This is a genomic window from Rhizobium sp. BT-226 (assembly GCF_025847085.2).
Classification (GTDB): Bacteria; Pseudomonadota; Alphaproteobacteria; order Rhizobiales; family Rhizobiaceae; genus Rhizobium; species Rhizobium sophorae.
The window spans coordinates 207,886-234,558 of the sequence record NZ_JAOYTI010000007.1; the positions used below are offsets into that span (position 1 = coordinate 207,886).

Below are 26,673 nucleotides of genomic sequence, written 5' to 3' on the forward strand. Positions count from 1 at the left end.
TTTTCGGATCAAAGAGGGTGAGCGTGATGTCGTTCGAAAACCGCTCACACATTTCGGCATCGTGCTCTAGGCCCGGGCCGGAGCCTTGGCCGGAAGCAGGGCGTTGACCACGACCGCAACGGCGATGTTGGCCGCAAGCGCCAGCAGTCCCGTGTAGACGGTGAAGGGTTCGCCGCCGAGGCTGATCAAATGCAGGGGCTTCCAACCGGCATCCCAGACGAGGAAAGTGCCGCCGCCGAAGCCGACGAACCAGCCGGCAAGCAGACCGGGTGCACGGAACCAGTTGGTGTACAGGCCGAAGACCAGGGCCGGAAGCGTCTGCAGGATCCAGATGCCACCGAGCAGTTGCAGGTCGAGTGCGAATTGCGTCGGCAGGAAGATGATGACGAGAAGCGCGCCGACCTTCACCACCAGTGAGGTGATCTTTGCGACCTTGGCCTCGCCCGCATCGCTGACATCAGGATCGACATAGGCTTTCCAGAAGTTGCGGGTGAAGAGGTTGGCTGCGCCGATGCTCATCACCGCTGCCGGCACCAGTGCGCCGATGGCGATCGCCGCAAAGGCGAAGCCGGAGAACCAGCCCGAAAACAGCGTCTTGAACAGCGTGGGAACAACGTCATTGGCGCTGTCGAGCTTCAGGTTGGCGGCATGCCCCATATAGCCGAGCAGCGCCAGAAGGCCGAGCAGCAGCGTATAGGCGGGCAGCATGATCGCATTCTTGCGGATCGTCTTGCCGCTGTTGGAGGCAAAGATGCCGGTCAGCGTATGCGGATACATGAAGGCTGCAAGTGCCGAACCCAAAGCCAGCGTGGCATAGGCGACATATTGGTTGCCGCCGAGCAGCAGGTTGCCGGAACCCTTTGCCTGGAAGGCCGCATCGGCCGAGGCGAAGACATTGGCGTAGCCTCCGAGTTTCGACGGGATCAGTGCGACGGCGGCGATCACGACGATATAGATCATGATGTCCTTGACGAAGGCGATTAGAGCCGGGGCGCGCAGGCCCGCGGAGTAGGTGTAGAGCGCCAGCACGATGAAAGCGATCGCCAGCGGCAATTCGCCATGCAGCCCGAGCGCCTTGAGCACCGCCGTCATGCCGACGAGCTGCAGGGCAATATAGGGCATGGTGGCGATGACGCCGGTTGCCGCCACGGCGAGTTCGAGACCGCGCGATCCGTATTGACCGTGGACAACGTCGCCAGCCGTCACATAGCCGAAATCCTTGGCGCGTTTCCACAGCACAGGCATGACCATGAAGACGAAGGGATAGACGACAATGGTGTAGGGCAGCGCAAAGAAGCCGTAGGCTCCCACGGTATAGACCAGCGCCGGGACGGCGATCACGGTGTAGGCGGTATAGAAATCGCCGCCGACGAGGAACCAGGTGATCCAGGTGCCGAAGTTGCGTCCGCCGAGGCCCCATTCATCGATATGGGCCAGTGTCTCGGGCTTGCGCCAGCGGCTGGCGACGAAGCCCATAACCGTGACCAAAACGAAAAAGAAGATGAAGACGGCAAGCGCCGTGCCGTTGATGTCAGTCGTCATGGCGAGTGCTCCGATAGGCGATCCAGGTCAGTGCTGCGGTGATCGGCACCCAGAGAAGCTGATACCAATAGAAGAAGGGAAAGCCGAAAAGAGATGGCTCGCGGACATTGTAGAATGGCGGCCAGAGCAGACCTAGATAGGGAATGACAAGCAGCCAGAGCGCTGCCTTGCTACGTGGTTTTTCCATGTCGGGATACCTTTCAGGCGCCGCGGGCGGCGGTCGCCATGTTCCAGTTGTCGGCGTGGAAGGCAGGTCTGTCAGCGGGCGGCCGCGGCAGGCCCGGCTCGGGTCGCTCGAGGTTTTCCGACCGATCGGAAGCTGATGTAACGCATGTGAATTCCTCCCATCGGCTCGCACTTGGCCAGCCGTGGATGGAGTCCTATGGCGGTGGTTTTGTTCTCACAAGATGGGCGCGGCGCTGAAATGCCGGGGCCTACCCAGAAGTGGGTAGACGCGATTTACCCGCCTTTCGAGACGATGCCGTGATCGAGCGCATAGCGGATGAGGCCCGCTGTGGTGGCGATACCGAGCTTCTTCTTGAGGTTCTTGCGATGGGTTTCCGCCGTGGCGGAGGTGATCCCGAGCACGTCGGCCATTTCTCGGTTGCTCCTGCCGGCAACGATCAGCCCGAGAATGTCGTGTTCGCGCGGTGTCAGGGGGTCGTTGCCCTCCTCCGCCCGTTCGCCCATCAGCGCGTCGAAGACGCCGGACGAGAAATATGTCCCCCCGCCTGCCACGGTCTCGATGGCCGAGACGATCTCGTCGGTCGAAACGTCCTTCAGGATGTAACCGGCAGCGCCATGCATGACCGAGGAGGAAATATACTCGCGGCTGTCATGCATGGAGAGCATCACGACCCGCGCCTGGGGAAGTTCGTTCCTGAACAATTCGATCGCATCGATGCCGCTCAGCTTCGGCATGTTGATGTCCATCAGCACGACCTGCGGCAGGACTTGCCGGCCGATCTCCAGCCCCGTTTGCGCGAGCCCGGCCGTGCCGGCAACTTCGATATGGTCGAACGTTTCGAGCACGGCCTTCAACCCGTCCAGCACCAGCGGGTGGTTGTCGATCAAGAGCACCCTGATTTTCGGGCGTTCCGTCATGCAGCTTCTGCCTGCCGATCGGCGGGACGATTGGCCGATTTCGGCAGCATTGCCTTGAGCGTCGTGCCGGTCTCGCTGCTGTTGATCAGCAACAAGCCGCGGAAGTGGGCCATTCGCTCCTGCATGTTGCGCAGGCCGAGACCGGATCTGCCGGAGACGCCGTCCTTGCTGCCGTCGAAGCCGGTGCCGTTGTCGGTGACCGTCATGCGGGCCCGGCCGCCGTCGCTCCAAAGTTTGACCGCAAGCTCGGAGGCGCCGGAGTGCCGCTCGACATTATTGAAAGCTTCCTGGGCAACGCGATAAAGCGCGGTATTGGCTTCGGGTTTCAGCGTGTCGGTGAAGCCTGATGCATCGATCTTTGTCTCGATCCCCGTCCGCTCGGCAAAATGATAACACAGCGCCTCGAGGGCAGCCGTCAGGCCGAGGTCATCGAGCACGCGCGGGCGCAGATCGTGGGACAGGCGCCTGATTTCCTTGATGGCGCCGTTCAGCGCCTCGACACCGCGGTCGATGGTGACAGCCGCATCGTCGACATTGGTCCTGACCTTGCGGCCGGCAAGATCCATCGCATAGCGCACGCCGACGAGATTTTGGGAAATGCCGTCATGCAATTCGCGTGCAAGCCGCGCGCGCTCTTCTTCCTGGGTATCGATGACCCGCTGTGTCAGCGCCTTGAGCCGGCTGTCGGCCATGCGGCGCTCGTGAAACGTCAGCAGCATGCAGGTCGTGAAAACGACGAGCACCGAAGGTACGGCGATCAGCGCGACGATGATGAAGGTCCGTCTGATGTTGGCCCGCATTCCGGCGTTGGCGGCGGCACTTTGGGCAAAGACGTCGTCCAGGTAAACGCCGGTGCCGACGACCCAGTGCCATTTGTCGAGGCTGACGACGAAAGAGAGCTTGTCGGCGATCTGTCCGGTCGATGGTTTCTGCCATTTGTATTGATGCAGGCCCCCGCCCGCTTTTGCCGTGGCGATCAGTTCGGCAATGACCTTGTCGCCATCCGGGTCGGTAAGGTCGAGCCAGTTATGCCCATGGCGGAAAGTCTGGCGCGGATGGACGATGTTGTTGCCGTCGTAATCGTAGACAAAGAAATATCCGTCCTTGCCGTAATCGAGCGACGTCAGGATCGCTGCCACCTGCTGCTTGGCGGCTTCGTCGTCGGCGCCGGCTTTGTCATAGATCGTCTGGATGGCGGACAGGGCAAGGTTGGTCAGATTGAGGATCTCGGCTTCCTTGGTCTTCAGCATGTTCTGCTCGAACGTGTCGATGCTGTTCTTGGCGAGGTTTGCCGATTGCCAGGTGATGAAGGTGGTGATCGCAAGGATCGAAATGACGAGCGGAACGATCGCCAATGCGATGATCTGGTGTCGTAGCGTCAACGATCATTCCTCCCGAGAATATGCGCCGGGAATTATGCCCTTTGCCGAATGCGAGTCCAGCGGCTTGTCGGAGCCCGATCTATGGCAGCCGGAACCACTGCCGGCGGGGCATCGCGCGTACGCTAGTCCAGGGGCACGAACAGGCCGAGCTTGACGTCCCGCAGCACCACATTCGTGTGCATGCGGCGGATCTGCGGGTTTTCTGCCATGATCAGCGCAGCGATATCGTCATAATGCTCGACGTCGCGGGCGGTGACGATCGCGATCAGATCGACCGCGCCTGTGACGTAATAGACCTGCTGGATGTGATCCTGCTTTTCCGCCCAGAGGCGGAACTTCGCCAGCGCGTCGTAATTGTCCCGCTCGATCTCCATCCCGACGATGAACACCATCGCTGTTCCCGTGGCCTTCCGGTCGACGACGGCTACCTCCGCCTTGATGATCCCTTCCTCGCGCAGCCGTTTCAACCGCCGCTGCACGGCCGAGACCGACAGCCCGATCCGTTCGGCGATCGTTTCGGCCTTCAGCTGGCAGTCGCGCTGAACGATATCGAGAATGTCGCGGTCAAAACGATCCAGTTGTTCCATTGTTCAGTCCAATTCTCGCTGCGGCACTTCACGGTTTCTGCCGCATTCACCGCGTGAGGAAGATTATTTTGCACAAATTATGCAGAAGAGATGAAAATTGCGCGAAAAAACCGCGTTATTTTGTCATTATCCTTCGCAAATTCAGTTCAGCCGGAACCATGCATGTCGGATCAACCCTTTCCTGCTCTTCGCGTCGAAGATCTTCATAAAAGCTTCGGCTCGCAAGAGGTTCTCAAGGGTATTTCGGCTAAGGCCCACAAGTCTGATGTGATTTCGATCATCGGCTCGTCGGGTTCCGGCAAGAGCACCTTTCTCAGATGCATCAATTTCCTGGAAGCGCCGGATCGTGGTCGCATCGCCGTGAACGGCGAGGAGATCGCGCTGAAGATGGGCCGGGACGGCCGGCTGCAGCCGCGCAGCTGGCGGCAGATCGAACGGCTGCGGACGGGGCTCGGGATGGTCTTCCAGAGTTTCAATCTCTGGGCTCATCGGACGGTGCTGGAAAACGTCATCGAGGCGCCGGTGCATGTCATGGGCATTCCCCGGCGCGAGGCCGTCGAGAAGGCCGAGGCCCTGCTCCACAAGGTTGGGCTCTTCGACAAACGCCATGCCTATCCCGCCTTCCTCTCCGGCGGCCAGCAGCAGCGCGCGGCGATTGCCAGAGCCCTCTGCGTCGATCCCGATGTCATGCTGTTCGACGAACCGACATCGGCGCTTGACCCGGAGTTGGTCGGCGAGGTCCTGAAAGTCATCCGCGATCTGGCGGAAGAAGGCCGGACCATGCTGATCGTCACGCATGAAATGCGCTTCGCCCGCGATGTCTCGAGCCGCGTTCTCTTCCTGCATCAGGGACGGATCGAGGAAGAAGGCCCGCCGGAGCAGATATTCGGGGCGCCCGTCAGCGCCCGTTGCCGGGAATTCACCGGTCTCAGCACCCACTGATGCCCACATCGCTAAACCAAACCAGGAGAATCCTGCGAATGAAACTGCTCCCCATGCTTTTTGCCGGCGCGGCACTTGCGCTTTCGGCCGTTACCGCACAGGCCGAAGTCCGCTTCGGCGTCATGAACGAATCCTATCCGCCCTTCTTCGCCAAGGACGCTTCCGGTCAGTGGCAGGGATGGGAGATCGATCTCATGAATGCCGTCTGCGCTGAGATGAAGGAGAAATGCTCGATCGTCGACATTTCCTGGGATGGTCTCATTCCGGCTCTGCAGAGCAAGAAGTTCGACGTGATCTGGTCGTCGATGTCGAACACTGCGGAACGCTCGAAGGTGATCGACTTCACCGACAAATATTACAACACGCCGAGCACCCTGATCGGTCCCAAGGACCAGAAGCCGGGCGCTACCGCCGAGGATGTGAAGGGCAAGACCATCGGCATCCAAGTGTCGACGATCCAGTCGGAATATTACAAGAAATATTTCGCCGCCACTGCTGAGGAAAAGACCTACCAGACGCTGGACGAGGCTTTTCAGGACCTCGCCTCCGGCCGTATCGACTATGTTTTTGGCGATTCACTGGCGCTTGACGCTTTCCTGAAAAGCGATGGCGGCAAGGATTGCTGCGCCAAGATGGGCGACGTTGCCGATGACAAGGAAATTCTCGGCGCCGGCGTTTCGGGCGGCCTGCGCAAGGAAGACACTGAGCTGAAGGCCAAGCTGAATGGGGCGATCGCTGCGGTTCGCGCCAACGGCCAGTATGACGCCATCACCAAGAAATACTTCGATTTCGACATCTACGGCGCAAAGTAAGCAGCCGGAACGATGGCGACCGCGCAACAAGGTATTCTGGACCTGCTGTCTCCCTATCCTCCGGGATGGGGCGGCGTTCTTTTGGCAGGTGCGGTCTCTACGGTTGCCATCTCGGCTTGCGCTTTCGCGATCGGCTTGCTGCTCGGCACGGGCGGCGCGCTGGGAAAGCTTTCGGGCAATCGCATACTGCGCCTGCTGCTCGATCTCTATACCACGCTGATCCGCGCTGTTCCCGAGCTGATCCTGATCGTCGGGCTCTATTATGCCGGCACCGACGGCCTCAACCGGCTGCTCGCCGCGTTGGAGCTGCCGCCGGTCAATGTGAACGGCTTCGTCGCGGCCGTCGCCGTGCTCGGCTTCGTCCAGGGTGCCTACATGACGGAGGTGCTGCGCGGCGCGATCCTTGCCATTCCGGTCGGTCAGATCGAGGCCGCCAAGGCCTTCGGCATGGGGCCGGTGCTGAGGTTCCGCCGGGTCCTGCTGCCGGCGCTCCTGCCGAACGCGCTGCCGGGTCTTGCCAATCTGTGGATGTCGGTCACCAAGGACAGCGCGCTGGTGGCAGTCGTCGGCTACCAGGAACTGGCGCTCGCCACCCGTCTTGCCGGGGCAAGCACCAAGCATTACTTCGTCTTTTTCCTTGCTTCGGCCCTTCTCTATCTCGCCATCACGCTTGTTTCCAACGTTGTCTTCAAGCTGATCGAGGGACGGGTACGGCGGGGGCAGCCGCGCCTTGCCTGAAGAAAGCGCCCCATGAGTTTCACCTGGATCTCTTCCTATTGGCCGCTGCTTCTGACGGGCGCCTGGCAGACGGTGTCGCTGCTTGTCATTTCCGTTGTGTTCGGCTTCATCATCGCCATCGGTCTCGCCTTCGCGCAGGTGAGCGGCGGCAGGCTGACGCGGCTACTCGCCCGCGGCTACTGCACCTTCTTCCGCGGCACGCCGCTGCTGATACAGCTTTGGCTTCTCTACTACGGCGTCGGCTCGCTGCTGCCCCTGATCCCCGGCATCCGCCAGAGCCTGTTCTGGCCGATCCTGCGCGAGGGCTTCTTCTTTGCCGCCGTCAGTTTCACCCTGAACTACGCAGCCTATGAGGCCGAGGTGTTGCGCGGCGCGCTGCTTGCTGTTCCCAAGGGCGAGCTCGAAGCCGGCCGGGCCTTCGGCCTGTCGCCCTGGAAGTTGACCCGCCGCATCTGGCTGCCGCGGGCCATCCGCATCGCTCTGCCGACCATCGCCGGAGAGATCGTCATGCAGCTGAAGGCGACGCCGCTCGCCTTCACGGTGACGGTGATGGATCTCTACGCCGTGGCCAACAAGGTTCAGCAGGACACGCTGCTCGTCTATGAACCGCTGCTCGTCGTAACCGTCTTCTATCTCGTCCTGACCGCCGTGATCGCCCGCGTCTTTCGAGGTCTCGAAGCGCAGGTGCCGGTTCGCCGCTAGGCCGACGGAAAGGGAATGGCCATGAACTCGCTGGCGCGCCGACGCGAACCACACACATCTCGCCCACTTTGTTATGAAAAGCCCGCCGCCGGTGACGGCGCGACGGCCTGAATGGAGACCTCTTCATGAGCACGACGCGAATTCTCGATGGCGGCATGAGCCGCGAGCTGCTGCGGCTGGGCGCTGAGCTGAAACAACCAGAATGGTCGGCGTTGGCGCTGATCAACGCGCCGGATATTGTCCGTAAGGTACACCAGGAATTCATCGCCGCCGGCTCTGAGGTCGTTACGACAAACAGCTATGCGCTGGTGCCCTTTCACATTGGCGAGGATAGATTCCGGAAGGAAGGGCCGGCGCTGATCCGTCTCGCCGGTCGCTTGGCGCGCGAGGCGGCCGATGCCGCCACCGATCGCAAGGTCCTGGTTGCCGGCTCGCTGCCGCCGATCTTCGGCTCATACGAGCCGCAGAACTTTCAGCCGTCGCGAGTGCAGGACTATCTCGAGGTGCTTGTCGAAAACCTTTCTCCCTTCGTCGATATATGGCTCGGCGAGACATTGAGCCTGATCGCTGAGGCAGAGGCTGTCCGCAAGGCGGTGGTAACGTCAGGCAAGCCGTTCTGGATTTCCTTCACATTGGCGGACGACGAGGCAGCAATCAGCGGCGGCGAACCGAAGCTTCGCTCCGAAGAACGGGTCGTGGACGCGGCATCCTGGGTGGCTTCATCGGGCGCTGAGGCACTCTTGTTCAACTGCAGCAAGCCCGAAGTCATGCAGGCCGCCGTGGAGACGGCAGCGCGCGTCTTCCGGAAGATGGACGCTCATATCGAAGTCGGCGTCTATGCCAATGCCTTTGAAGGGGAAACAGGCGAAGCGGCCGCCAATGAAGGCCTGCATGAAACCCGCAACGATCTGAATGACGATGCCTATTCGCGTTACGCCTGCTCCTGGGCCGAAGCCGGCGCGACCATCATCGGCGGCTGCTGCGGGATCGGCGCCGCCCATATTCACCGCTTGAGGAAGACGCTTTTGGATTGAAGCGGCACGTCGGGAACTCGGCTATGTCGCAATTGTCATTTGGTGTTTGACGCCGTCTTCTGGAGTTCAAGAAGAAACTCGATCAGCTTCGGCGCCATCACCCTGATTTCTGAATGATGCAGGGCGCTCAGCCTCGTTTTGGCCGAGCTGGGGCATGCTCCAGGCCGGCGGCGGCCTTCTTCAGGCAGTCGAGGTAGCGGTCGCGGTTGGCGATGCCGTCGTCGCGCGGCGTGACGAGACAGAGCGTTGCGGCGGCATGACCTTCCACGCCGCGCACCGGTACGGCAAAACAGTGGGTGAAGCTGTCGACGATGCTGTTGAAGGTAAAGAGACCTTCACGCTCGGCCTGGCGCACCTCGGCGATGAAGGTTTGCGGCTCGAGCCATTCGCCGTTCGGCAGACGGAAATCCTGCGGCGGAATGAAGTTCAGGATCTCTTGATCCGATAGATGCGCGACGAGCAGGCGGCCGGACGCCGTCCACGGGATCGGCACCGACTGTCCGACATCCGTCGAAATGCGGAAGGGGCGTGCGCCTTCGCGCATGCGAACGACCGTGTATCTGTTTCCGTCCAGCATGCAGAACTGCGCCGTCTCCCGCGTCTCGTCGGCAAGCTGTTCCAGCGCGGCCTCGCATTCGCGGGTGAAGTCGAAATGGTTCTCATAGGCTGCACCGAGGAAATACAGTTTGCGGCCGAGATAGACACGCCCCTCGCCGCCGGTGAATTCCAGGATGCCATTCTGTAGCAGCAGGTTGACGAGCTCGTAGACCGATGAGCGCGGCGCGCCGATATGCGCGGCGATTTCATTCGGCTTCAGGGCCTGGCGTTTCTGGCGCAGGAAATCGAGGATCTCGAAGGCGCGGTCGAGCCCGCGGGCGCGCTTGCCGGCTGCTTCGTCCTGAACTGCATCCATTGCTATCGATCCCTTTTTGTCCGGCCAAGCTTTTCAAGCCGACTGCCGCATCTGTCAATCGATCCCGCATTCGTCGCGAATGAAATTTTCCCAGCCCTCTTGCGAGGTAGAAAAATCGGCATAAGATCAGGTCGTCCAGTATATAGATCACATGTACGATATATTGGACATAGATGGCAAGCCGTCAACGCTGCCGCACACAAAAAAGGGGATCGACATGAAGAATCTTGAAAACGGCATTTCCGCCTCGCTACGCCGCGGCCTTCTCGCGGGTGCTGCCGCCGCCGCGGCGCTCCTGGTCTTTTCGGCCGGCACGGCCTCGGCCGCCGCCAATTGCATCAAGGGTGACAGGAAGGCGCCCTATACGATCGGCTGGGCAAACATTTATTCGGTGCCGACCTGGATGAAGCAGACCGAAGGCACCATCACAGCTGAAGTGGAGGAGCTGAAGAAGGCGGGCCTGGTCAAGGACCTGATGATCACGGACGCGCAGGGCAACGCCCAGACGCAGATCCAGCATATCCAGTCGATGATCGACGCCAATGTCGACGCCATCGTCGTGATCGCCGGTTCCTCCAACGCGCTCGACCGCGTCATTTCAGATGCCTGCGACAAGGGCATCGCCGTCGTGAATTTCGACAGTCTGGTCAATACAGACAAGGTGACGGCGAAGATCAACACCGATTCCAACGAATGGGGCACGACCGCTGCCAAGTGGATGGTCAGCCAGCTCGGCGGCAAGGGCAAGATCATCATCATGAACGGACCGGCCGGCATTTCGGTGAGCGACGACCGCCGCAAGGGCGCCCAGCCGGTCCTCGATGCCAATCCCGGTCTCCAGGTGATCACCGAGACGAACACGGAATATAACGTCGCCCCAGCACAGGAAGCGATGACCAGCCTGCTCTTCGCCAATCCCGAAATCGACGGCGTGCTGTCGCTCGGCGGCGCGCTATCGGCCGGCTCCGTCCTCGCTTTCGAGCGCCAGGGCCGCGACCAGGTGCCGACAACCGGCGAAAACGCCAGGCAGTTCCTGGAGCTCTGGAAGGAGAAGGGCCTGAAGGGCTGGGCCACCATGCAGCCCAACTGGCTCGGTGCACTTTCCGTTTACACCGCCGTGCAGGCGCTGGAAGGCAAGGATGTTCCGGCCTTCGTCAAGGTGCCGCTGCCTGTCATCGACGACAGCACAATCGGCAGCTACCTTGCACGGGCCGACAAGTTCCCGGCTGACGGCTATATCTACTCGGACTACGACAAGGCGCTCTTCGACAAGCTGCTTGCCACCAAGTAGTCCCCGGGTTGAGGAAAGCCGTCATGACGGAAGAAAGACCCCTGCTGGAAGCCCGGCAGGTGTTCAGGGGATTTTTCGGCAATCCCGTTTTGAAGGGCGTTGATATCGCCCTTCTGCCGGGCAGGGTTCACGCCCTGCTCGGCGAAAACGGCGCCGGCAAGTCCACGCTGATCAACCTCCTGTCCGGCGCTCTCCAGCCGGACGGCGGTTCCATCCTCGTCGACGGCAAGCCGGTCGAGCGCTTCAGCCCGGCGGCTGCGCGCGGTGCGGGTATTGCCGTCGTTCAGCAGGAACTGAGCCTCACGGCCAGTCTCTCGATAGCCGAAAACATCGGGCTCGGCGCCTTTCCGCGCCGGTTCGGTCTCATCGATTACAAAGCGCTTCGTCGCGGCGTACGAGACGTCTGCGATATGGTCGGGCTCACCGAGCCGCTCGACATGCCGGTTGCCGATCTGGCACTCGGCCGTCGTCAGATGGTGGAGATCGCCAAGGCTCTATTCCGCAGGCCGCGTGTGCTGATCCTGGACGAGCCGACCTCATCGCTTTCGGCGCACGAAGCCGGCATCCTTGCCCGGCTGATCGAGACGCTGAGAGACCGCGGCACGGCGCTTCTCTATATTTCCCACCGCCTCAACGAGGTGCAGGCGCTCTGCTCGCATGTCACAGTGCTGAAGGACGGCTTGGTCACCGCCGACCAGTCGCTGTCCGGCATCGACGGCGAGGGCCTGGTGCGCCTGATGGTCGGCCGCGAGACCGGCGACCTGTTCCCGCCGCGCTCCGTCACAGCACCCGGCGCGATGCGCATCAGCGTCGAAGGTTTTTCCGCCGGCATGGTGCGTGACATCGGCTTCTCCGCCCGCGCCGGCGAGATCGTCGGCATCGGCGGGCTCGTCGGACAAGGGCAGGAAGACCTGCTGCTCGGCCTTTACGGCGCGATTCCGGCCGCGGCTGCCCGGGCGGAGGTATCCGGCAAGCCCGGCTTGCCCGCCCATGTCGGCGAGGCGAATGCCGCGGGCATCGTCTATGTCCCGGCCGACCGCAAGCACGAGGGCCTGGTGCTGCCCCATTCGATCGCATCCAATCTCATCCTGCCCTCGCTCGGACGCCTCGCCCGCAAGGGGCTGCGCGACCGGCCGGCGGAAAACGGCCTGGTCGCCGATCTCGCGCGCCGGCTGACGATCAAGGGCGACACGGCCCGCCCGGTCCAGGCGCTTTCCGGCGGCAACCAGCAGAAGGTGGCGCTCGCCAAATGGCTGCCGCTCGATCCCTCCGTTCTGCTCCTCAACGATCCGACGCGCGGCGTCGACATCGAGACCAAGCGGGAAATCTACCTCATGCTCCGCGCTTTCGCCGCCGAGGGGCGGCTCGTCATCCTGGCCAGTTCCGATACGCCGGAGCTGGTGCATCTCTGCGACCGTGTCGTGGTTCTGCGCGAGGGGCGCGTCGCGGCGGCGCTGTCGCAAGATGAAATCAGCGAAGGGGCGATCGTCGGCGCGGCCATGGGCATTACGACCACGACGCAGGGAGAGGCGGCATGAGCACGAGTTCGTCATCCCGGCTCTACGGCTCGATCCAGCTCCGCCGCAACCGCGGCCTTGCCGGCCTTTATCTGGTTGTCGCCGCCTTTCTCGTCCTCTATGCGCTGCTCTTTCCCGGCATCCTTTCGATCGGCGGTTTTTCGAAGTTCACGCAGAACTGGTTCCCGCTCGCGCTCGTCACCATGGCGCAGGCGCTGCTCATGCTGAACGGCGGCATTACGCTGGCGATCGGCCCGCTCGTCAGCCTTGGAGCGGTGATTGCCGCGACGACGATGGAAGGGGCGCTCGGCGTGCCGGGCGGCATTCTTGCGGTCTCCCTCGCCGGTCTTTCGATTGGCGCCGTCATCGGCGCCATCGTCACCTATCTGAGGCTTCCCGCAATCATCGTCACGCTTGCCGGCTCCTTCATCATCGGCGGGGTCGCGCTCATCCTGCTGCCGCGGCCGGGCGGGTTCATTCCCGATTGGCTGTCGACGGCGCTGGCCGGCCACACGCCCGTCGCCTCCCTGCTGCTCGTCGTGATCCTCGTACTCTGGAAGGTCTTTCTCGCAACGCCGCTCGGCCTCGGCATCTACGCGGCCGGCGACAATCCGGTCGGTGCATTCCGCTCCGGCGTTCCGGTCGAACGGGTGAAGGTCGCAGCCTTCGCGCTGTCCGGTCTTCTTGCAACGCTGACCGGTTTGTTTGTCGCGGCGCAGACCGGTTCGGGTGATCCCGTGATCGGCACGCCCTTCACGCTGAACTCGATTGCCGCTGCCGTGCTCGGCGGCGTGGGTTTCCTCGGCGGCAAGGGCACGATGCGGGGCGCGATCTGCGGCAGCCTGCTGCTCTCGGTGATGATCAACGTCATGTTCTTCCTGGGCTTCCCGCCGGTCGCCCAATATGTCGCGCAAGGGTTGATCATCGTCGGCGCAGTCGCCGTTCCGGAACTTCTCGGCCAATGGAGGGCAAGGCGATGAATATCATCAGGTCGGCGTTCCGCAATCCGCCGCTGCTGACCTTCCTTCTGGTCGCGCTCGTCTGGATCGTCGCAAGTTTCACGTTGCGGGGTTTCGGCGCCTATGGCCACCTGCGCTACCTGCTCGAACTCGCCGCGGTGATCGGCATTGCCGCCGCCGGCCAGACGCTCGTCATCCTGATGGGCGGCATCGATCTCTCCGTCGGCGCGGTCATCACCGTCACGGCGATCCTGCTGCCGCTGATTTCGCCCGCCTGGGACCCGACCGGTCTCGCCGGCATCGCGGCAGCCCTTGCCATCGCCACCGGCATCGGCCTGATGAACGGCGCCGGGGCTGCCTATCTTCGCGTGCCACCGATCATCATGACGCTGGCCATGGCGACCTTCCTGCAGGGCCTGCTCGTCATCGTCGCCGGCGGCAGCGCGGTCACCGTCAGCAACCCGGCGGTCATTCTGCTCGGGCAGGCGCGGCCGCTCGGCATTCCCTCGGGCATCATTCTGTGGCTCGTCGTCTCGATCGTCGTCCTGCTGCTCGTCCACCGCATGCCGATCGGCGCACGTTTCCTGGCGCTTGGGGCAAACCCCCTGGCGGCCCGGCTTTCCGGCGTCAGCGTCACGCGCAACACGCTGATCGTCCACACTCTGTCGGGCTTTTTCGCAGGCCTCGCCGGCATTCTCGTGCTCGGCATGAACCGGCAAGGCTATGTCGGCATCGGCGACCCCTATCTGCTGACCTCGATCGCCGCCGTCGTGCTCGGCGGCACCTCCATCCTCGGCGGCCGCGGCACCTACGCCGGGACTATTCCGGGGGCAATCCTGCTCGTCACGACGACGGCGCTGATCACTGTCGTCAACGCCTCGCCGGGCTGGCGATCGATCATGTTCGGCACCTTGATCCTTGCCCTTCTGCTCGTTTCCGGCCGGGAGGCGCGCAGATGACGGAGCTCTATGACGGGCCGGTGATCGACCCGCACCATCACCTCTGGGACCTTAAGCTGGAACGTCATCCCTGGCTGCAGAAGGCGCGGGCTTCCGGCGAGGAGATGGTTTTCGGCAGTTTAGCGCCGATTCTGCGCGACTACGGCATCGACGACTATCGCGCCGATGCCGCGCGCCAGAATATCGTGGCAACCGTCCATGTGGAGGCCGGCTGGTCCGTTGCATACCCGCTGGAAGAGAGCCGTTGGCTGGATGGCCTCGACCGCAGCTCCGGCGTGGCGCATCGTTATATCGCGCGCGTGCCTCTCGACGGGCCGGACGCCATGCGCCTGCTCGAGGCGGAAGCGGCAAACCCGAATGTCGTCGGCATCCGTGATATTTTGAGCTGGCATCCGGACGCGGCGAAGAGTTTTGCGCCGCGCCCGAACCGTATGGGCGATCCAGCCTGGCAGGCGGGGCTTGCCGACGCCACGCGGCTCGGATTGATCTTCGATCTGATGCTCTATCCCTGGCAGATGAGTGAGGCGCTCGAACTGGTGCGCGCTTTTCCGCAAACGCTGTTTGTGCTCAACCACGGCGGCAGCCCGGCGGATCGGACGGAGGACGGCATGGCGCTCTGGCGCCGCGGCCTGCGGGCGCTCGGCCGCGAGCCGAATGTGCGCCTGAAGATCTCCGACCTTGTCGCCTACGACAATGACTGGACGCTCGAAAGCCTGCAGCCGGTGATCGAGCATTGCCTCGATTGTTTCGGTCCGGCGCGCGCCATGTTCGCGAGCGACTTTCCGGTCGCGGGCTTGCACGCCTCTTTCGACGAGGTCTATCAGGTTTTCCGCACGGTCGCCTCACAGCTCTCTTACGACGAGCAGCGCGCTTTGTTCTTTGCCACCGCCAATGACACATACCGGCTCGGCATCGCCGACTCGGCCGACATCAGCAGGGGTCGCCATGTCTGATCTTCATACCGCGACGGAAAACGTGCTGATCGACGAGCGGGTGCGCGGCTTTCCGCCGGGCAATCCGCCGCTCCCGCTGGATGCAATCGGCAAGCAGGGGTGGAAGCCCTATGACGGCAGGATGGCCCTGCCGCTGATCTCGCTCGACCGACAGGCCTTCTCCCATAATGTCGAACTGATGATGGCCTATATGAAGAGCCACGGCGCCGACATCGCCCCACATGCCAAGACACCGATGTCGACGGCGCTGTCGGAGGCACTTCTAGCGGCAGGCGCCTGGGGCACGACCGTCGCCGACATCCGCCAGGCCGCCGTCCTGCTCAAGGCGGGACAACCCCGGCTGATCCTCGCCAATGAGATCGGCGGGGCCGCCGCTGCCCGCCGGCTCGCGGCCCTGCTTGGCCACTATCCCGATGCGGAACTTCATATCTTCGTGGATTCGACAGCGCTCGTCGATGCTCTTCGCTCTGCCTGGCAGCAGCGGGTCGATCTGCCGCCGCTTGGCCTGCTGGTGGAGTTCGGCGCCGGCCGCGCCGGTGCCCGCAGCGCCGCCGCCGCCGAGGCAATTCTCCAGGCGATCCTTGCCGCGGAGACGCCGGCCTTCAGGCTGACCGGCATCGCCGCCTATGAGGGTGCGGCGGCGACCGCCAATGCGGAGGAGACGATGCGTCGCATCGACGCGCTGATGGCGGTGACATCCGATTTCCTGCCGAAGCTGCGCGCTCGCATCGGTGACGAACGGCCGCTCCTCGTCACATCAGGCGGCTCGATGTTTTTCGACCTTGTGGTTGCCAGGCTTTCAGCCGCCGTTGCGGCCGATCCCGCCTGCCGGCTGGTGCTGCGCAGCGGCGCAATCTTCTTCCACGATCATGGCATCTACGAGCGCGGCCTTGCCGGCCTCGATGCACGCGGCGGCTTGCGCATCGGCGGCGAGATGATTTCCGCGGCTGCGGGTTTCCGTCCGGCGCTGCGGGTCTGGGCCGAGGTGCTGTCGCGGCCGGAGCCGCGGCTTGCGATCTCAGGCATGGGCATGCGCGACGTGGCGATGGACCAGGGCCTGCCGCGGCCGCTGGCGCTTTATCGCAATGGTGCGCATCTTGCCGACCTCGAAGGCGCCGAAGTGTTTCGTCTCAACGATCAGCACGCCTTCGTGGCACTTGCCGACGGCAGCGACGTTTCGGTGGGTGACGTCATCGAGTACGGCATCTCGCATCCCTGCACCTGCCTTGACCGGCATGCCATCCTTTACGGCCTCGATCCGGACCATTCGGTGACGGCGGCCTATCTGACCAGCTTCGGCTGAACTCTCCCTGCAAAAGCAAGAAAAGGAAAACCCGATTATGATCCAGCGTTATCAGAAAGGCTCGCGTATGAGCCAAGCCGTCAGCTACGGCGGCCTCGTCTATATTGCCGGCCAGGTCGCGGAAAATCGCAAGGCGGGCATTGAGGATCAGACCCGCGACGTGCTCGGCAAGATCGACGCCCTTTTGAAAGAAGCTGGCATCGACCGTTCGCGCCTCATCGCCGTCAACGTCTTTCTGCCGGCGATCGTCGATTTCGAGGCGATGAACAGCGTCTATGATGACTGGATCGACATCGAAAACCCGCCGGCCCGCGCCTGCACCGAAGCTCGTCTCGCCGATCCGGATCTGCGCGTCGAAATGACTGCCGTCGCCGCTCTCTAGCGCATCGGCCCGAAAATCGGATTCGATTTTCGGAAAGCACGATGCGTAGGTTCAAAGTGTTACAGCGTCCTTTGCGCGTCTCAAAAGACGCGCGGCGCTGTAACGGCATCGCAACCGCAAGCACTGGAGACTTCATGCATAGCGGTCTCGTCAATCCGATCGACTTTTCGCGCGAGGGCCGGCAGGCCGGCCACCTCGCCATTCCCTATTCGATCGACCGGTCGCCCTATTATCAGATCCGCATTCCGGTCCTTCGCCTGAAGAATGGCGAGGGGCCGTCCTTGCTGCTGATAGCGGGCAATCATGGCGACGAGTATGAGGGCGAACTCCAGCTCGGCCGGCTGATGCGGCTGCTTGAGGTCACCGACATCCGCGGCGCCGTCACCATCCTGCCGATGGCGAACCTGCCGGCGGCGATGGCGGCCAGGCGCTGCTCGCCCTTCGACGGCGGCAACCTCAATCGGGCGTTTCCCGGCGATCCCACCGGCTCGCCGACGGCGCGGATGGCGTATTTCCTCGAGCACGAACTTTTTCCGCGCCATGACATCGTGCTCGACCTGCATTCGGGCGGGACGTCCATGGCGCACCTGCCCTGCACGCTGATCGAGCGGCAGACCGATGCCGCCCGCTTCGAACGGTCCGTTTCGCTGATGCGCGCCATGGGTGCGGCGCATGCCTTCATCGCCGACAACGGGCCGACCGCACCGACATCGATGGGGGCTGCGGCAAGGGCCGGGACCGTCGGGCTTTCCGGCGAGTTCGGCGGCGGCGGCACCGTGACGCCTGAGACCATGACCTTCACGGCGGCGGCAATCGACCGGCTGCTCGTCACACTCGGTATCGTCGAGCGTCCGGTCCTGTCGCGCGCGCCGCTCGCCGAGCCGGGACCGTTGCAACTGCTTTCACTATCCCGGCACGGCCAGGGCATCTATGCGAACAGCAGAGGCTGGTTCGAGCCGGCCGTTGCCCTCGGCGCAACCGTTTCCGCCGGCGACCTTGCCGGATGGTATCATGACCTCGAACGCCTGGAGCAGCCGGAGGAAGAGCTGCGGTTTGCCGAAAGCGGCATTGTCATTTCCCACAGGCTGCATTGCGACAGCCAGGCCGGCGACTGCCTGATCCAGGTCGCCGAACCCATCGCATCCTGAGGAGCGCTGATCTGCTCAAGCGATTGCGTCGACTGCTGCCTTGACCCAGTCGAGACGCTTTGCCGGTATCAGGCCGTAATTGTAGAAGTTCACGCCGACAGCGCCGGCATCGACGGCGGCCTTGGCGCGTGCGGCGAGCACCGCCGGCCCGCTGACCTCAGGATAGAAGACGCGCAGGCCCACCCCAAGGAACTTGCCCGGTCCAATTGCCGCCCTGCCGGTCCGGATGACATCGCCGACGGCATCCGGCTCCATGTCGTAGCAGCAGAGGATCGCCCCGTCGCAGAGCTTGCCGGCGGCTGCAAGATCGACGCCGCCGAGCCAGCCGTCCTTCAGGTCGATGAGCACGATGCGTGTCGCCTGATCGGCGGCTGCCTTGATCTCGCCGATCAGGCTGGTCACCGGTTCGCTGCGCCAGGTGAGATAGGCATGCAGATCAGGCTGGTCGCGGAAGGCATCGATGCCGGCTGCCGGGAAGTCGGGGAATTGCCGTTCCGGGACAGCTCGTTCGCAAAGTTCGGCGATGAAGCGCGCGACCGTTCCGCGCGCGCCTTCGACCGGCGCGCCGGCCTTTTCGGCGCGCGCCGTGCAATGGTCGCAGAAGCAGAGCGACAGCAGAAAATCGTCTTCGGCGCTCAGGCCGACGCCGTCCTTCTCGTGATGGTATTCGTGCGCGAATCCCATGAAGTTCGGGCTCTCGAGTTCCACCATATCGGGCCGGTAGTTGGTCGTGATGTCGCGAACAAGGGTGACGGCATAGGCCCGCGCCGCCGGGCTGGAGGGGCAAAGATTGTAATAGTTGGGATTGCCGAAGGCGTTCCGCGTCACGTGATCGGGATGCAGCATGCCGAGGCGGGTATTGTGCAGGCAGACCGTCCAGCAGGAGACTTTGAGACCCGTCGCCTCGCGTCCCTTGACGAGCGCTTCCAGCATGTCGCCGCGCTCAGTGACATTCTCAGCCATCAGGGGCCGGATCAGCTTGTCCTGCCATAGGCTTTCATCCGGCCGGAAGTAGACCGTCCCATCCTCGGGGAAATAGGCCTTCTGCTGCGGGCTCCGGGGCTGCAGGAACCGGCCCGCGTGATAGGAGGTCGCCAAGCTGACCGTCGTCAGGCCCGCACGGCCGTGAAGGTCGGCGGTGAGTGCCGTGAGCCCTTGGTCCTGGATATCCCAAGGGTAAGTCCACATGGAAAGATGCATGGCGTGCTCCCGTCAAATCTGTCCATTTTATAGAACACGTGTCCATAATAGTGTCTAGACTGATCTTTGAGCGCGGGCGTCCGCAGACGCCCGCCGGGAGCACCTGTCCTTCAGTCAAACGCACGTTGATTGGCGGCATGCTCGTTGTAACGCGCGCGGGCCTGCTCGAGCCGCTCCGGGCCGCCGACCTGCGGGACGGCAACGTCCCACCAATGGCCACCTGAGTCGGTTCCGGGAACCGCATCGGTGTCGATCACCAGAACGCTCGGAATGTTTCGTTCCCGCGCCGCGATGATACGTGCCTCGAGTTCGGCGATGGACCCAATCTTCTCGGCATGGGCGCCCATCGAGGCGGCATGCGCGACAAAATCGATCTCGGGCTGCACGTCGACATTGCAGTCCTTGTACATGTTGTTGAACTCGGCGCCGCCGCACTCGATCTGCAGACGGTTGATGCAGCCGTAACCGCGGTTGTCGGTCAACACGACGGTGAACGGCACCCGCCGCATGACGGCGGTTGCGAGTTCCGAATTGGCCATCATGTAGGAGCCGTCGCCGACGAAGCAGATGACCTCCTTGTCAGGGCGGGCGAGCTTGATGCCCATGGCGCCCGCCACTTCGTAACCCATGCAGGAGAAGCCATATTCCATGTGGTATCCGCCCCTGGCAGATTGCCACAGCACCTGCAGTGCGCCCGGCATGGTGCCGGCCGCGCACATGACCACGGAGTTTTCCGTCGCCACCCGCTGTACGGCGCCGATGACCTGCGCATCGGTGGGCAGGTTTCCAGGCTCGTCCACTTCCGGCGCCGCCGTCACGCGCTCGACCGTTCTATGCCAATCGGTCCTGCTCCCGGCATCGACGTCAGGCCCGCGATAGGCCTCGAGTGCTGCTGAAAGGCGCGTGAGCGTGATCCTGGCATCGCCGACGCAGGGCAGCGCCGAATGTTTGGTCGCATCGTATCCCGCAAGGTTGATCGAGGCGAGCCGGCGCGAGGGATTGCGGAAAAGCGCCCAGCTGCCTGTGGTGAAATCCTGGAAGCGCGTGCCGATGCCGATCACGAGGTCCGCCTCTGCGCAAAGCGCATTGGCCGACGCCGATCCGGTCACACCCGGCGACCCGAAATTCAGCGGGTGCTCCCAGCTGTTGGCGCCCTTCCCGGCTTGCGTTTCGACAAATGGGATATGGTGCTTCTCCGCGAATGCGGCGAGTTCGGCCTCGGCCTGCGAATAGATGACGCCGCCACCGGAAATGATCACTGGCTTGCGCGCAGCGCGGATGGCATCGGCAAGATATGCGACCTCCCGCGGATCCGGTTCGGGACGGCGGATGCGCCACACCTTCGGTTCGAAAAATGCCTGGGGGTAGTCGTAGAATTCTGCTTGCACATCCTGGCAGAAGGCGAGCGTAACGGGACCGCAGCTGCCGGGATCGGTCATAACGGCCAAGGCGCGCGGCAGGCAAGTCAGGAGATGCTCGGGACGGGCGATCCGGTCGAAATAGGCCGAGACCGTCCGGAAGCAGTCATTGGCACTGACGGTCCCGTCATTCATATCCTCGATCTGCTGCAACACCGGCTCGGGGCGGCGATTGGCGAACACATCGCCGGGTATGAAAAGCACGGGCAATCTGTTGACATGGGCAAGCGCGCAAGCCGTTACCATATTGGTGGCGCCGGGGCCGATCGAGGATGTCACGGCCTGGGCGCGCCGGCGCTTCAGTGTCTTTGCATAAGCGATCGCCGCATGCGCCATGGTCTGTTCGTTCTGGCCGCGCCATGTGGGAAGGGCGTCGCCAATTCCATGCAGCGCCTCCCCGATGCCGGCGACGTTGCCGTGACCGAAGATCGCCCAGACGCCTTCGATGAAGCGTTCGCCATCCTCGGTCATCTGGACCGAGAGCCATTTCATCATGGCCTGTGCGGCGGTCAGTCGTATCGTTGTCATTCTGCTGCCTCCTGCACGCGCGCCCGCGCGCCGTCCCAGACCGTGCAAAGCCGGGAATATCGTTTCGCCATCTCTTCGACGGCCTCTTCATCACTGATCGAGCCCTCGAACCAGCCGCGGGCGACGGAGCCGAAGATTGTCCGGCCGACGGCAAATCCCTTGACGAGCGGGAAGCTCGCGGCAACTTCGAAGCTCGCCTTCAACACGTCCTCCGGCGCATCCAGGCCGAGGACCACGATCCCTCTTGTATGACGATCGTTTTCCTCGATGGCGGCACAGACCTGCGTCCAAGCTTCGGGCTCGTCCATCGGTTCCAGCTTCCACCAGTCAGGATAAATGCCTTCGGCATAGAAGCGGCGGATCAGCGTCGCGGTCGTGTCCGTGGTGATGCTTGCGACCTTGGAAGGGATGACCTCAAGCAGGAATTCCAGCCTGTTGCGCCGCGAGGCCACGTAAAGCCGCTGCACTTCCGCCAGTTGCCGGGCCCAGGTCGCATCGTCGTCATCGGGGTGGCAGAAGCAGAGCACCTTGACGACGTTCTCGCGCGCCCATTCCGAAAGCCCCCCGCAATCGGGACCGAGTGACGGCTCCAGGCTAAGCGGCCGAGACCCCGGCCATTCGCAGGGTCTGCCGATCCAAAGGCCGCTCCCGGAGGCAGCGTGGAGTGCGCGTCGGCCGATCCGGTCGTCGCAGAGGATTCCGTAGCCGGAACGCCCGTTCTGCACCTTGAGTGCCGCTTCAAGGCAAAGCTCCTTGAAGGCGCCGCCCTTCGACGGTGTGTAGCCCGCCATGTTTTCGAGCTGCATCCGGTGATCGAAGGCGAAGACTCGCATCTCAGACCAGTCGCCATGCCGGTTGGTCGACCAATGTATCTGCTCCAGCTCGGGATCATTGCGCAGATCGGGGCGCGTCATGCCGCGCTCGAGGAAGAAATTCAGCTCCTGAAGTGACGGATAGGCCGGTGTGCAGCCGTGACGAGAGACTGCAAAAGCGCCACAGGCATTGGCGTATCTGAGTGCGGTCGGCCAATCCTCGCCATCAAGCCAGCCCTTCAGCAGCCCGGCGAAAAAGCCGTCTCCGGCGCCGAGAACGTTGAAGACTTCGACCGGGAAACCTTCGCCCGAAATGCCCTCGTCCAGATTATCCGGTATCGCATCTTCGAATGCGACCGCTCCCTTGGCGCCGCGTTTGCAGACGAGCGTCGCCGCAGTCACGGCGCGCACGGCCCGCAGCGCCGCCACGGTATCGGTCGTCCCGCCGGCGATGTGGAATTCTTCCTCTGTCCCGACGATCAAATCGAACAGATGAAGCGTGGTCTGGAGCTTTTCGGTCACCTGCCCGCTTGCCACATAGCGGCTTTCCCCTTCGCCATGGCCGGCCACCCCCCAAAGATTTGGACGATAGTCGATGTCGAGAGCCGTCTTGGCGCCATGCTTGCGGGCAAAGCCGAGCGCCTTGAGCCCGGCCGCTTCCGTGCGCGGATGGGAGAGGTGTGTTCCCGTCACCAGCACCGAACGGGCGCTGGAAACGAAAGCCTCATCGATATCATTCTCGCAAAGCGCCATGTCGGCGCAATTTTCCCGGTAGAATATCAACGGGAAACGTTCTTCGTCCCGGATCCCGAGAATGACGAGTGCCGTCAGCCGCTCGGGATCCGTCACGACGCCCCTGCCATCGACGCCATGCCGGGCAAGCTCCTCGCGAATGAATCGGCCCATATGCTCATCGCCCACCCGGGAGATCAGTGCCGACTTGAGGCCCAGTCGCGCCGTGCCGCAGGCAATGTTGGTCGGACTGCCGCCGATATATTTTTCGAAGGATCCCATATCCTCCAGCCGTCCTCCGACCTGTGCCCCATAGAGGTCGACGCCGGCTCGCCCGATCGTGATCACGTCCAATGTCTTGGTCATGTCGGTTTCCTCGCAATAGTATTGAATTCGGTCATGGTGATCGGGTTGGGCATCGTCGGCCTCTTCACAGGAAGCTACGAATGCAAGAGAGCGCGGGCGAACATCGCCCGCGCCTTTCCATCAGCGGCTGATTGTTGCCTGCAGCGCATCGATAGAGGATTGGATGCCGGCATCCGTCGACATGGTGAAGTCTTCCATCTCGAGGCTGACCCAATCGTTGTAGCCGACCATCCGCACCACGGAGAAGAACTCCTTCCACCATTGCAGGTCATGGCCGGCGCCGACCGCGACATAGTTCCAGCTGCGGTTGGCGACGTCGGTTACGTCCTTGAGCTCTAGCAAGCCGTTGACGTCGGCGAGGCCGCGCTCGATGCGGGTATCCTTGCCATGGCAATGATGGATGGCATCGCCCAGAGCACGGGCGGAGGCGATCGGGTCGGCGCCCATCCACATCAGATGCGACGGATCGAGGTTCATGCCGACTTTCGGACCGACTTCGTTGCGCAGGCGGAAGAGGGTCTCCGGGTTCCATACGAGCATGGCCGAGAAGTTTTCCAGCGCATATTTTTCGACGCCGACTTCATCGGCGAGCTTGACCAGGCCGTGCCAGAGCGGGAAGGCCCGATCTTCCCACTGATATCGGTCGCGCTCAGGCATCTCATTCGGCCAGCTCTTGGTGTAGACGAGCCAGTTCGGCACCGTGTCGCCGGGGGCGGCTTCTGGCAGGCCGGACATGGTGACGATCTTCTTCACGCCGATTTCGCCAGCGAGCCGGATGGTGTCTTCCATTTCCTTGTGGTGGCGCTTGCCCATGTCACCCGGATCGAGCGGGTTTGCCGAGCAATTCAGCGCGGCGATTTCCAGGCCGCGGGCTTCGATTTCCTTCAGCTTGGTCTTGAGCAGGCCCCTATCGGCCAGCAGCTCGTCCGCACGGAAGTGCGGCCCGCGCGACCAGCCGCCGCCAGTCATCTCGATACCCTCGACACCAAGTTTGACGCATTTGTCGAGCATATCCGTGAAGGAAAGGTCGCCCATCACGTCGGTGCAGATCGAAAGTTTCATGTCGTTGTCTTTCTAAAAGAGGGTGTCGGGGACGCGCCTTGGGAGGAGGATGGAGGAGATCCGGCGCGCCCCCTGGTGGATCACTTGAACTCGACCCAGGCCGAACCTGCGTCCGCCGAACGGACGCAGTTTTCCAGCCAGCGCACGCCTTCGGTGCCGGCTTCGATGCCGGGATAATGATGACCCTTGAGGAAGGCCTCGTCGCCGCGGCGTTTTGCGTCGACCGCCTGGGCGATCCAGAGGTAGATGTTCGCCCAGCTGTCGCCCAGGCCTTCGGTGTGCAGCGCGCCCATGCGATCGTAGGCGAGGCTTTCCTCTTCGAGGTAGGGCATGCCGTGATGCAAGGTTCGGTTCGGTTCACCCTGCACTTCGTAAATCAACTGGTCGGGATGGGAGTCGGACCATTCGACGGAGGCCTTGGAGCCGACGAAACGGTAGCGCTGCGAACCCATATTGCCGGCATCCACGGAGGACACCCAGAGACGGCCGCGGGCGCCGTTGTCGTAATGCATGAGAACGGTCGCGTGGTCTTCGAGTGGCGCACGGGTCGGAATGAAGGCCTTGCGGTCGCAGAGCAGCTTTTCGATCTTCATATGCGGCAGCACCACTTCGGAGAGATAGTAGAGGTGCGTGCCGATATCGCCGAGAACGAAGGTCGGGCCAGCCGTCTTCGGATTGGTGCGCCACTTCACGGCTTCGCCGGCGCCGATATCGTCGCCCGCGTTGAACCCGTGGCTATATTGCATGTCGACGATGCGGATATCGCCGAGCATGCCCTTCTTGACCATCGCCGCCATTTGATGAACCAGCGGATGGCCGGTGAAGCCGTAGGTGACGCCGACGATCAGGCCCTTCTCTTCCGCCAGCCTCGCGACCTCGTCGCATTCGGCGACGGTGAAGAACAGCGGCTTTTCGCAGATCACGTGAAGACCGGCTTCCAGGCACGCCTTGGTGATCTCGTAGTGGGTGAAGTTCGGCGTGGCGATCGAGACGACCTCGACTCCGTCCTCACGCCCGGCCTCCTTGGCGATCAGCTCCTTATAATCGCCATAGCATCTGTCCGCAGCGACGCCGATCTTCGTGCCGAAGTCGCGTCCGCGCTCGGCGTCGAGATCGAAGGCTCCGCAGATGAGCCGGTAGGTGCCATCCCGCTGGGCGCCGGTTCTATGCTTGTAGCCCACCTGCCCGGTGCGGCCGCCGCCGACCATGCCCCAGCGCAGGGGGCGCTCGATGGATCTTTCTCCGTTGATCATCTTCTGTCCTTCCAGGAATGATGTCTGTGATGTTTAAGCGTTCCGGGCAGAACCCGGTCCCGGTCGCTTGCGCCAATCGCCTGGCTGCATCGCGAACCGCTAGAGGGGCATCGCGCGTTATTTCGCGGTCCAGTACTTGTCGACGAAGCGCTGCATTTCGGCGCGCATGAACTTGCCGGAGTGGTCGGCCTTGTCCTCCCAGGCGAATACGCATGCGGTCATGATGCCGTCGAACCCGATCTCCGCCAGCGTGCTGAAGAAATCTTCCCAGGGAACCTCGCCCTGGCCGATGTTCAGGTGCTGATGCACCCTGGCCTGCGTGCCCGGAGGGTTGAGGATGTAGCGGAGCCCCGAGGAGGCCTTGTGATTGAAGGTGTCGCCGACATGCACATGGGCGAGCACGTCCTTTGCTTCCCGGAGCATCGCCTTGGTGTCATCGCCGAAGTAGAAGGTGTGCGGCGCGCAATAGAGGAACTTGACGTTCTTCGAGTTAACCGTCCTGATGATATCGAGCGCCGGCTGCAGGGTTTCGCACCAATCCTCGGGATGCGGTTCGACGTGCAGGTTGATGCCTTCCTTTTCAAAGATCGGCACCAGTTCTTCCATCGAGCGCCACCAGGCGTCTTCGCAGGCCTCGATCATGGAACCGGTATGGCAGCAGTAGCACGAACCCTTGTCCGGGTGGGGGCCGCGGCCGAATTCCGAGTTCATCGTGTCGACGCCGAGTTCGACACTGATCTCGATGGCGCGCTTCCAGTGCTTGACGGCAGCTTGCCGCTCATTTTCATCGTTCGAGGCCCACCGATACATCGGCAGGAGCGAGGCAATGCCGACATTGGCATCGGAAAGCGCTTTCTTGAATGCCTTGGCGCGGGCCGGAAACACGCGCGGCGCCTTGAACCACTCGAGGAAATCGGCCCGCGGGCTGAGCTCTATCCACTCGTATCCGAGTTCAGCCACTTTCGAGGGCAATTCTTCGAGTGAGAGGTGGCGATGCATAAAGGGGTCGATGGCAATCTTCATGGCTGTTACCC

At 62.8% G+C, this 26,673-nt stretch carries 25 protein-coding genes and 1 pseudogene; 13 read left to right on the forward strand and 13 right to left on the reverse strand.

From position 1 onward, the window contains the following. Nucleotides 1–66 precede the first annotated feature (66 nt). The 5 genes from mctP to OIU37_RS31895 all read right to left on the reverse strand — a co-directional run bounded on the left by mctP (nucleotide 67) and on the right by OIU37_RS31895 (nucleotide 4,615). On the reverse strand, nucleotides 67–1,542 hold the full coding sequence (gene mctP, locus OIU37_RS31875) for a sodium:solute symporter family monocarboxylate transporter (RefSeq protein WP_138334699.1): 1,476 nt from the start codon (nucleotides 1,540–1,542) through the stop codon (nucleotides 67–69). Beyond that, a complete protein-coding gene (locus OIU37_RS31880; protein ID WP_003555492.1) occupies nucleotides 1,532–1,729 on the reverse strand; it encodes a DUF3311 domain-containing protein in 198 nt (65 codons plus the stop codon). Before OIU37_RS31880 ends, mctP begins: the two co-directional genes overlap by 11 nt. A 272-nt stretch (nucleotides 1,730–2,001) precedes the next feature. Then, nucleotides 2,002–2,646 (reverse strand): two-component system response regulator MctR, encoded by a 645-nt coding sequence (mctR, locus tag OIU37_RS31885; RefSeq protein WP_264259805.1) that lies wholly within the window; start codon nucleotides 2,644–2,646, stop codon nucleotides 2,002–2,004. Then, nucleotides 2,643–4,028, reverse strand: a complete 1,386-nt coding sequence (mctS, locus tag OIU37_RS31890; RefSeq protein ID WP_264259806.1) for a sensor histidine kinase MctS — start codon at nucleotides 4,026–4,028, stop codon at nucleotides 2,643–2,645. Before mctS ends, mctR begins: the two co-directional genes overlap by 4 nt. 122 nt (nucleotides 4,029–4,150) lie before the next feature. Further along, nucleotides 4,151–4,615, reverse strand: coding sequence for an Lrp/AsnC family transcriptional regulator (locus OIU37_RS31895; protein ID WP_168309671.1), 465 nt, complete (start codon nucleotides 4,613–4,615; stop codon nucleotides 4,151–4,153). A 162-nt stretch (nucleotides 4,616–4,777) separates the two neighbouring features. Between OIU37_RS31895 and OIU37_RS31900 the strand changes: the two genes are divergently transcribed. From OIU37_RS31900 to OIU37_RS31920, 5 genes are all read left to right on the forward strand, one after another. Next, nucleotides 4,778–5,557, forward strand: coding sequence for an ABC transporter ATP-binding protein (locus OIU37_RS31900; protein ID WP_264259807.1), 780 nt, complete (start codon nucleotides 4,778–4,780; stop codon nucleotides 5,555–5,557). A gap of 38 nt (nucleotides 5,558–5,595) precedes the next feature. Next, nucleotides 5,596–6,369 (forward strand): transporter substrate-binding domain-containing protein, encoded by a 774-nt coding sequence (locus OIU37_RS31905; protein ID WP_168309673.1) that lies wholly within the window; start codon nucleotides 5,596–5,598, stop codon nucleotides 6,367–6,369. 12 nt (nucleotides 6,370–6,381) lie between these two features. Beyond that, nucleotides 6,382–7,107, forward strand: coding sequence for an ABC transporter permease (locus OIU37_RS31910; RefSeq protein WP_264259808.1), 726 nt, complete (start codon nucleotides 6,382–6,384; stop codon nucleotides 7,105–7,107). 12 nt (nucleotides 7,108–7,119) lie between these two features. Next, a complete protein-coding gene (locus OIU37_RS31915; protein ID WP_264259809.1) occupies nucleotides 7,120–7,809 on the forward strand; it encodes an ABC transporter permease in 690 nt (229 codons plus the stop codon). A gap of 125 nt (nucleotides 7,810–7,934) precedes the next feature. After that, nucleotides 7,935–8,843, forward strand: a complete 909-nt coding sequence (locus tag OIU37_RS31920) for a homocysteine S-methyltransferase family protein (RefSeq protein WP_264259810.1) — start codon at nucleotides 7,935–7,937, stop codon at nucleotides 8,841–8,843. 35 nt (nucleotides 8,844–8,878) lie between these two features. Here the strand turns inward: OIU37_RS31920 and OIU37_RS31925 are convergent. Both OIU37_RS31925 and OIU37_RS31930 read right to left on the reverse strand, forming a co-directional pair. Then, nucleotides 8,879–8,980: pseudogene (locus OIU37_RS31925) on the reverse strand (MarR family transcriptional regulator); the annotation flags it as partial. Next, nucleotides 8,971–9,756, reverse strand: a complete 786-nt coding sequence (locus tag OIU37_RS31930) for an IclR family transcriptional regulator (protein WP_264259811.1) — start codon at nucleotides 9,754–9,756, stop codon at nucleotides 8,971–8,973. The gene OIU37_RS31930 and the pseudogene OIU37_RS31925, both read right to left, overlap by 10 nt. A 217-nt stretch (nucleotides 9,757–9,973) precedes the next feature. Between OIU37_RS31930 and OIU37_RS31935 the strand changes: the two genes are divergently transcribed. The 8 genes from OIU37_RS31935 (at nucleotide 9,974) to OIU37_RS31970 (ending at nucleotide 18,268) form a co-directional block, all read left to right on the forward strand. Further along, the gene (locus tag OIU37_RS31935) at nucleotides 9,974–11,047 is read left to right on the forward strand and encodes an ABC transporter substrate-binding protein (protein WP_264259812.1); all 1,074 of its coding nucleotides are present in this window, start codon (nucleotides 9,974–9,976) and stop codon (nucleotides 11,045–11,047) included. A gap of 23 nt (nucleotides 11,048–11,070) precedes the next feature. Continuing rightward, a complete protein-coding gene (locus OIU37_RS31940; RefSeq protein ID WP_264259813.1) occupies nucleotides 11,071–12,585 on the forward strand; it encodes a sugar ABC transporter ATP-binding protein in 1,515 nt (504 codons plus the stop codon). Beyond that, entirely contained in the window at nucleotides 12,582–13,544 is a 963-nt protein-coding gene (locus OIU37_RS31945) for an ABC transporter permease (RefSeq protein ID WP_264259814.1), read from the forward strand. The genes OIU37_RS31940 and OIU37_RS31945 overlap by 4 nt, the downstream gene beginning before the upstream one ends. Next, nucleotides 13,541–14,482 carry an ABC transporter permease gene (locus OIU37_RS31950; protein ID WP_168269270.1) on the forward strand — a complete coding sequence of 314 codons (942 nt, stop codon included), beginning with the start codon at nucleotides 13,541–13,543 and terminating at the stop codon, nucleotides 14,480–14,482. The genes OIU37_RS31945 and OIU37_RS31950 overlap by 4 nt, the downstream gene beginning before the upstream one ends. Continuing rightward, complete coding sequence (locus tag OIU37_RS31955; protein ID WP_264259815.1) at nucleotides 14,479–15,435, forward strand: amidohydrolase; 957 nt, start codon at nucleotides 14,479–14,481, stop codon at nucleotides 15,433–15,435. The genes OIU37_RS31950 and OIU37_RS31955 overlap by 4 nt, the downstream gene beginning before the upstream one ends. Continuing rightward, on the forward strand, nucleotides 15,428–16,738 hold the full coding sequence (locus tag OIU37_RS31960; RefSeq protein ID WP_264259816.1) for an alanine racemase: 1,311 nt from the start codon (nucleotides 15,428–15,430) through the stop codon (nucleotides 16,736–16,738). Before OIU37_RS31955 ends, OIU37_RS31960 begins: the two co-directional genes overlap by 8 nt. Nucleotides 16,739–16,775: 37 nt before the next feature. Continuing rightward, nucleotides 16,776–17,120: a RidA family protein gene (locus OIU37_RS31965; RefSeq protein WP_240605052.1), complete on the forward strand. Its 345-nt coding sequence runs from the start codon at nucleotides 16,776–16,778 to the stop codon at nucleotides 17,118–17,120. 134 nt (nucleotides 17,121–17,254) lie between these two features. Then, complete coding sequence (locus tag OIU37_RS31970; protein ID WP_264259817.1) at nucleotides 17,255–18,268, forward strand: succinylglutamate desuccinylase/aspartoacylase family protein; 1,014 nt, start codon at nucleotides 17,255–17,257, stop codon at nucleotides 18,266–18,268. Between the two features lie 15 nt (nucleotides 18,269–18,283). Here the strand turns inward: OIU37_RS31970 and OIU37_RS31975 are convergent, their stop codons facing one another. The 6 genes from OIU37_RS31975 to OIU37_RS32000 form a co-directional block, all read right to left on the reverse strand. Further along, nucleotides 18,284–19,468: a hypothetical protein gene (locus tag OIU37_RS31975; protein WP_240605054.1), complete on the reverse strand. Its 1,185-nt coding sequence runs from the start codon at nucleotides 19,466–19,468 to the stop codon at nucleotides 18,284–18,286. 110 nt (nucleotides 19,469–19,578) lie between these two features. Next, nucleotides 19,579–21,414, reverse strand: coding sequence for a 3D-(3,5/4)-trihydroxycyclohexane-1,2-dione acylhydrolase (decyclizing) (iolD, locus tag OIU37_RS31980; protein WP_240605055.1), 1,836 nt, complete (start codon nucleotides 21,412–21,414; stop codon nucleotides 19,579–19,581). Next, the gene (gene iolC / locus OIU37_RS31985) at nucleotides 21,411–23,324 is read right to left on the reverse strand and encodes a 5-dehydro-2-deoxygluconokinase (RefSeq protein ID WP_264259818.1); all 1,914 of its coding nucleotides are present in this window, start codon (nucleotides 23,322–23,324) and stop codon (nucleotides 21,411–21,413) included. Before iolC ends, iolD begins: the two co-directional genes overlap by 4 nt. A gap of 120 nt (nucleotides 23,325–23,444) precedes the next feature. Next, complete coding sequence (locus tag OIU37_RS31990) at nucleotides 23,445–24,386, reverse strand: sugar phosphate isomerase/epimerase (protein WP_264259819.1); 942 nt, start codon at nucleotides 24,384–24,386, stop codon at nucleotides 23,445–23,447. An 80-nt stretch (nucleotides 24,387–24,466) separates the two neighbouring features. After that, nucleotides 24,467–25,639 (reverse strand): Gfo/Idh/MocA family protein, encoded by a 1,173-nt coding sequence (locus OIU37_RS31995; RefSeq protein WP_240605058.1) that lies wholly within the window; start codon nucleotides 25,637–25,639, stop codon nucleotides 24,467–24,469. Nucleotides 25,640–25,756: 117 nt separating this feature from the next. Beyond that, nucleotides 25,757–26,662 carry a sugar phosphate isomerase/epimerase family protein gene (locus OIU37_RS32000; RefSeq protein WP_264259820.1) on the reverse strand — a complete coding sequence of 302 codons (906 nt, stop codon included), beginning with the start codon at nucleotides 26,660–26,662 and terminating at the stop codon, nucleotides 25,757–25,759. Nucleotides 26,663–26,673: the final 11 nt, after the last annotated feature.